Origin of the sequence: Breoghania sp., assembly GCF_030066895.1 — a bacterium.
GTDB lineage: Bacteria > Pseudomonadota > Alphaproteobacteria > Rhizobiales > Stappiaceae > Breoghania.
Window position 1 is genome coordinate 1 of the sequence record NZ_JASJAV010000048.1, and the last position, 6,518, is coordinate 6,518.

Below are 6,518 nucleotides of genomic sequence, written 5' to 3' on the forward strand. Positions count from 1 at the left end.
GACCTTCGTCCGGGCGGGCGTGTCGTGGAATATACCGGCGGTAGCACCGGCAGTTCTCTGGCAATGATCTGTGCCATTCGCGGATATAGGGCGCATTTCGTCTCCTCGAACGGGTTTGCCGAGGAAAAGCTGCGTACCATGCGGGCCTTCGGGGCCACGCTTGAGATTATCCACGCCGAGGGCGGCGTCCTGACTGCGGAGGTGATTGACAGGATGATCGCCCGCACCCGCGAACTGGCCGTGGAACCGGGCACGTTCTGGTCCGATCAGGTCAACAATCCGGACAACAAGGCGGGCTATCACCGGATGGCGCTGGAAATCCTCGAACAGCTTGACCGCCTGGTGGATGAATTCGTCATGGCGGCGGGCGGTGGCGACTGTATTTCGGGCAATGCCGAGGTCCTGAAGAGGCATAATCCGAATACCCGGATTGTCGCGGTGGAGTCGTACCATGTCCGCAATGTGTCGGGTGGAGACGTCAGCGGTACGCACAAGCTGGAAGGTATCGGGCTTTCCTTCGTTCCGAAAATTCTGCGGTGGGACCTGATCGACGACGACGTCCCCGTCACTGACGAGGATGCTGTCTGGGGCGCGCGGCAACTGGCACGGCAGGAAGGACTGGTCGGCGGGGCTACCTCCGGCGCAAACATCTGGGCCGCTCGCAAACGGGCGCTAGACCTCGGTCCGGGGAAGACGGTGGTGACGGTGATCGTCGATACCGGCCTGCGCTATCTCAACGGCGATCTCTTCGCCTGAGACCACGGTATTGCCGCAACGATCACCCGGCACCGGAGGGAGTGGAGAAAAGCGTGCTGCCCGCTTTGGATCCTAAGTCTGGTGAGCTTTCTTCACGAGATCCGCACCGCCTGATGCCAGGGCGCCCGACGGGTTGCCGGTGTTGGGTAAGGCGATCCGCCAGGTCGAGATCGACCGGCGCGAGGATTGGGCGGCGATGCTGGGGCAGGTCAACCAGACCACGCGGGCCGAGCAGAAGGCCAAGGGCGCGCTGACGCGCGTCTGGCGGCCGTTCTGTTCGGGATTGAGTTCGGCCTGGTCTATTCGGCGCTGGGCGCAGCCTTCGTCTACGCAATCGCGGCGGCGGAAAGCCCGATCAATGCGGTCGGCCAGATCGGCGGCTACGTGACCACCTATCTCGGCTTCGGTGCGTCCGTGCTCGGCGTCTACGTCTGGCAGTGCAGCCAGGAAAAGCGCAACGGCAAGGCTTGACGAGTAGCCACAAGGGGCAAGGTATGGCCGTCGAGCGGAAACACTGGAACTTGATTGTTTTGGCCGGATATCTCGGTCGGCAACCTCATTACGATCGGGGGGATAGTCGGCCTGTCGGTCGGCTGGCAGAAGTTCGATTCGATGCTGGAGGATCACGCCCGTCGGCTAGCAGTACTGGAGACGGCTGAGCGCGAAGGGTAGGTTGATCCCGTGAGCCAAGTGCAGTTGTTCACGGCGTTGCGGTCGGATCTGAAATATCTACGCGCTGCGGTGGAGAGGATTGAGGCGGAGAGGGGACGATAGACGTATAAGATGAACAATGTTGAACAAGATAGAAATTTGATGTAATACATTTCAATTGGCGAATAACGAGAAATTACATTTTGTTAGCGCCTAAGCGTGTAGTGATCTATCTTTTCCCAATCACTTTTCCAGATAATCCGCCAATTTGTTTTTGGAAAAAATAACGAAATTCACTTTCAGATTTATTAATCTGAGTTGAGATTGTCTCATTTGATGTAGCTTCGTTGTTATTCCAACTCTGTGTAAAATACAAAACAATAGTTTTGCAATTTATTTCACTAAAATCTATTATTATGCGTGATATTTCGGAGTAACTTACATCTTTCCCTTTATGTTTTTTGGTTTCTGTTCCTATGATATCTCTGCAATTTTATTTTATATTAAAAATTAATAAATTTCTTCTATTATTTTAAATTTTATACTGATCGTTTTTTGTATTTAATTGCTTTTTTCTACTTCCCATGTGCCAGAAAGGTCGAAATTTTGACATTGACAAATTAGGATATGTGAATTTGTGTATTTCTATCAACCCCTTAACAACGGCTATAATTGCGCCCACAGACCTGACGAAATTCATATAATTTTTTTCTTTTGGATTCGTTCATATATTATGTCTTATAGTGTTGATAATCATTACTATTTTAGAGTACTGAGAATATTGAATTTTAAGATAGCATGTGATGCTATGCAGGGCAATATACATTGCCTCTCATGCCTTTCGGGCGAAATACTTACTACATACTAAGTATTTTTAGAAAAACAAGTTCCACAGAATTGCGGCTTGAAAAGGTGATTTTGCGACAATTGAGACCCTAGTTCGTTCCAAATCATGAAGGCTAAGGCGCGAGGACTAAGAATTGCCAAATTGGATCTTAGCCGGGGTGGAGCAAAACGAACGGGGTAAGTTGCTGTCGGCAGCGAGTTGATTTCTGGGGCGTGTCGCCCGCCCCTTTGTGTGTTGGGTTTCGATTTGCCAATTTCGCCCAAAATACCACGCTCCCAAAAGGGTCGCACGTGTGCGACGTTGCGACCGTCGAACGTTCTCGTTTCGTTCGCATCTAATTTCGGCTAAGGCACTGAAATTATTGGTGCCGGCAGCAGGATTCGAACTCGCGACCCCCTGATTACAAATCAGGTGCTCTACCAACTGAGCTATACCGGCCCGCAAAGGCGCCTGAAATGGCACAAGGGCGCAGGGCGCCGCCTTCAGTTTGTCAAATCAGCGCTCATTTAGCACAAGGCGATGGCCGTTGCATCAAGGGAAATCCGCTTTGTCACAAGCTAGGTCGCGTTTCGCGATTTCGGCGGCCTGTCCCGGAGGGTTCGGCCCGGGAATGGTATCGCATTACTCGTAATGCTCTCCGCTTGTTATCCTTGCCCCATCGTAGAGATTGGAGGCTCCATTCTGTGCTCTACCGGCCTGGAATGGGGGCAAGTCTTTCATCCATATCAGCCTGTTGCCGCGTTGAGGCGTCACGGCATGGATTGCCGGTCGGAGCCGACAATGACGAGGGAATTGTGGCTGGGATTACCCAATGCAATCGACGAGCCGGACACTGAGATGGCCAAACGGTCCTTCAGGCATCCTTCAGCGGCTCGTTCGAGGCGAGGTGAGGTGTGCACACGGGAAGTTGAGCGTTGCGATGTTCGGCTTTCGCCGGCTTTGCGTGCTACATTTCTTCAATCGGAATGCCGTTTTCTTCAATGCGGGTTTTGAAAGCCGCAGGTGTCGAGGTCCGTAGGGGAATGCTGCGGGCTCGTCAATTGCGGGGATGAAGGGAAGGAGATGTCATGGGTCTTCCGGTCAAAACCTTTCTTGGAATGATCGCCTGTGTCGGTGCTCTGATGTGGGCGGGGCCGCAAACGGCGGCGGCGCTGCCGCTCCCTGCGCCGGGGCAGGTCTCAACTGCTGCGATCGTCTCGCCGGATGCGGCGTGGCTTCAGCCGATGCGTGTCGACTACCGTTATCGCCACTGGCGGCACAGGCCGTGGCGGCATCGCGGGTTCTATGGTCCGGGGCTATCGTTCTGGTTCGGGTCGGTGCTCGCGCCCTATGTCGGCGTACCGTACTGGCGCTACAGGTATCAGTCGGGGCCCTATTATTATGCCCCGCCACCGCCTCCGCCATCGCGCGGCTATTATTATCGCGGGCGGTTGGTTGCGGGCTCGCCGGAGTGGTACGCCTATTGCGCTTCGAAATATCGCAACTTCAATCCGCGTACCGGACTTTATCTCGCCTATTCCGGCAAATACTGGCGCTGCCGGTAACGGGCTGACAGCGCGGGCGGCGGCGGAGCCGTTAAAGGCCCAGCTTGCCGCGCGCGATGTAAAGGGCGAGGACGGCCGCGTTCGAAACGTTGAGGGAGCGAATCTTGCCCGGCATGTCGAGCCGGGCGAGTGTGTCGCAAGCTTCGCGCACACCCTGGCGCGCGCCCTTGCCCTCCGCACCCAGAACGAGAATCAGCTTCTCGCCGAGATCCGTTTCCTCAAGCGAGGCGGGGCCGTCGCTGTCTAGCGCCACGCGGGTGAAGCCTGCTTCTCCGGCCTCCGTCACGAATTTCGCCATGTTCCGCACCTTAAGGTTGCGCACCATATCAAGGGCGCCTGAGGCGGATTTGGCGAGGACGGCGCCTTCTTCAGGGGCGTGGCGATAGGTCGTCACGACGGCATCGGCGCCGAGCGCCACGGCGGAGCGCAGAATCGCGCCGACATTGTGCGGATCGGTGACCTGATCCAGCGCCAGCACGAGCCGGGCCTCGCCCAGCGATTGCAGGTCATATGCCGGGAGTGGATCGACCTGGAGCAGCACGCCTTGATGAACGGCATCGCGGGGAAGCTGGCAGGCGATGAAGCGCGGATCGACCAGATCGACGGGAACATCCACGACAACGCCGCGCTCCTCTAGGCGCTGCAGGGCGTTTCGCGTGGCGACGAGCCGATGGCGCTTGCGGTCGGGATTGGCGAAGGCCGCTTCGACGATGTGAAGCCCATATATAAGGATAGGGCCTTCCGACGGCTCCGATCTGTTGCGGTGCGGGGTCGGACGGCTCGGACGGCGGGAGGGCTTGCCCGAAGATCTGTTCGGGGATTTGCCCGAAGATCTGTCTGTGGATTTTTCTGGCGGCTTGTTCATGGGAGAAGCCTTAGCCAGCGGCGGGAGAGGGCGCAAGCGCCTTCCGCGGCCTTCAACCGGCACCTGTTTTGCCGCTGATTTCAAATCGCAAGTGGGTGTGGGACGATAAGCCGTGGGTAGAAAAACGACATTCTTGTCCAATCGCTCGTTGACACTCAGGGACGACATCGCCATAACACGCGCCACGGGATTCACCGCCCCCGGGTTCTACGGACGTTTCGTTCGTAAAGCGAAGGGTGGCCGTGTGTTTCTGTTTGGCGGTCCTGTAGGCTTTACGGCTACCGGGTGCGATGAACGGAGGAGTGCCCGAGTGGTTAAAGGGGACGGACTGTAAATCCGTTGGCTTTGCCTACGTTGGTTCGAATCCAACCTCCTCCACCATCGCACAATACGGGCTTGAGAGCGCGGGTGTAGCTCAATGGTAGAGCAACGGCCTTCCAAGCTGATGATGAGGGTTCGATTCCCTTCACCCGCTCCGACCTGCGGGCACGCCTTGTAATTTATCGTCAAACCGCCCTAATTAGGTGAGGTCGGTCCCGTATCTGGTCCATCGCCGGGTGGCGCGATGTCGCCGCCTCCGGCCATTCCTGGAATGGGAAGACTCGCGGGCTTGCGCCGCGTAGAAACAAGCAGAGAGCGACGTCGATGGCGAAAGAGAAATACGAGCGCAACAAGCCGCACGTTAACATTGGCACGATCGGCCACGTTGACCACGGCAAGACGACCCTGACCGCAGCGATCACGATGACGCTGGCCGAGCAGGGCGGTGGTGTTGCAAAGGCTTATGACGAGATCGACGCGGCGCCTGAAGAAAAGGCGCGCGGCATCACGATCTCCACGGCGCACGTCGAGTACGAGACGGCCAACCGTCACTACGCTCACGTGGACTGCCCGGGCCACGCCGACTACGTGAAGAACATGATCACGGGTGCCGCGCAGATGGACGGCGCGATCCTGGTGGTCTCCGCTGCTGACGGCCCGATGCCGCAGACGCGCGAGCACATCCTGCTTGCCCGTCAGGTCGGCGTGCCTGCTCTGGTGGTGTTCCTGAACAAGGTCGACCAGGTTGACGATCCGGAGCTCCTCGAGCTCGTCGAGATGGAAGTGCGTGAGCTGCTTTCGTCCTACGACTTCCCGGGCGACGACATTCCGATTGTTGCGGGCTCCGCGCTTGCAGCGGTTGAGAACCGCGATCCGGAAATCGGCCGCCAGAAGGTTCTGGAGCTGATGGAAGAGGTCGACAAGTATATTCCGACGCCGGATCGTCCGGTTGACCAGCCGTTCCTGATGCCGATCGAGGACGTGTTCTCGATCTCCGGTCGCGGCACGGTCGTGACGGGTCGCGTCGAGCGCGGCGTGATCAAGGTCGGTGAGGAAATCGAGATTGTCGGTATCCGCGACACGAAGAAGACGACGTGCACGGGCGTCGAGATGTTCCGCAAGCTGCTCGATCAGGGCGAGGCCGGCGACAACATCGGTGCGCTTCTCCGCGGTATCGGCCGTGAGGATGTCGAGCGTGGCCAGGTTCTTTGCAAGCCGGGTTCTGTGACCCCGCATACAAAGTTCAAGGCCGAGACTTACATCCTGACGAAGGAAGAGGGTGGCCGTCACACGCCGTTCTTTACCAACTATCGTCCGCAGTTCTACTTCCGCACGACGGACGTGACGGGTGTTGTGGAGCTTCCGGAAGGCACAGAGATGGTGATGCCGGGCGACAATGTGTCAGTTTCGGTGACGCTGATCGTGCCGATCGCGATGGAAGAAGGTCTGCGCTTCGCTATCCGCGAAGGCGGCCGGACCGTCGGCGCCGGCGTCGTTGCCTCGATCATCGAGTAATCGAACTGGATAAGTCGGG

6 protein-coding genes and 3 tRNA genes are annotated in these 6,518 nt (G+C 57.3%); 7 read left to right on the plus strand and 2 right to left on the minus strand.

Annotated elements, in window-relative coordinates; all coding sequences use genetic code 11:
- From QNJ43_RS26350 to QNJ43_RS26360, 3 genes are all read left to right on the plus strand, one after another.
- A partial coding sequence (locus tag QNJ43_RS26350) for a cysteine synthase family protein (protein ID WP_300474962.1) occupies positions 1–756 on the plus strand: 756 nt, incomplete at its 5' end.
- 186 nt (positions 757–942) lie between these two features.
- A complete protein-coding gene (locus tag QNJ43_RS26355) occupies positions 943–1,227 on the plus strand; it encodes a hypothetical protein (RefSeq protein ID WP_300474964.1) in 285 nt (94 codons plus the stop codon).
- 54 nt (positions 1,228–1,281) lie between these two features.
- Positions 1,282–1,428 (plus strand): hypothetical protein, encoded by a 147-nt coding sequence (locus QNJ43_RS26360; protein WP_300474966.1) that lies wholly within the window; start codon positions 1,282–1,284, stop codon positions 1,426–1,428.
- A gap of 1,188 nt (positions 1,429–2,616) precedes the next feature.
- Here the strand turns inward: QNJ43_RS26360 and QNJ43_RS26365 are convergent.
- Positions 2,617–2,692 (minus strand) — tRNA-Thr (locus QNJ43_RS26365).
- A gap of 629 nt (positions 2,693–3,321) precedes the next feature.
- On the opposite strand from QNJ43_RS26365, the gene QNJ43_RS26370 reads away from it, so the two are divergent.
- Positions 3,322–3,798 (plus strand): BA14K family protein, encoded by a 477-nt coding sequence (locus QNJ43_RS26370; RefSeq protein ID WP_300474968.1) that lies wholly within the window; start codon positions 3,322–3,324, stop codon positions 3,796–3,798.
- A gap of 31 nt (positions 3,799–3,829) precedes the next feature.
- Here QNJ43_RS26370 and QNJ43_RS26375 read toward each other — a convergent pair whose 3' ends face one another.
- Positions 3,830–4,663, minus strand: a complete 834-nt coding sequence (locus tag QNJ43_RS26375) for an RNA methyltransferase (protein WP_300474971.1) — start codon at positions 4,661–4,663, stop codon at positions 3,830–3,832.
- A 296-nt stretch (positions 4,664–4,959) separates the two neighbouring features.
- On the opposite strand from QNJ43_RS26375, the gene QNJ43_RS26380 reads away from it, so the two are divergent.
- From QNJ43_RS26380 to tuf, 3 genes are all read left to right on the plus strand, one after another.
- A tRNA-Tyr gene (locus QNJ43_RS26380) sits at positions 4,960–5,044 on the plus strand.
- A gap of 23 nt (positions 5,045–5,067) precedes the next feature.
- Positions 5,068–5,138: transfer RNA gene (locus QNJ43_RS26385), tRNA-Gly, on the plus strand.
- 170 nt (positions 5,139–5,308) lie between these two features.
- A complete protein-coding gene (gene tuf, locus QNJ43_RS26390) occupies positions 5,309–6,499 on the plus strand; it encodes an elongation factor Tu (RefSeq protein ID WP_300474973.1) in 1,191 nt (396 codons plus the stop codon).
- The last annotated feature ends 19 nt before the right edge of the window (positions 6,500–6,518 follow it).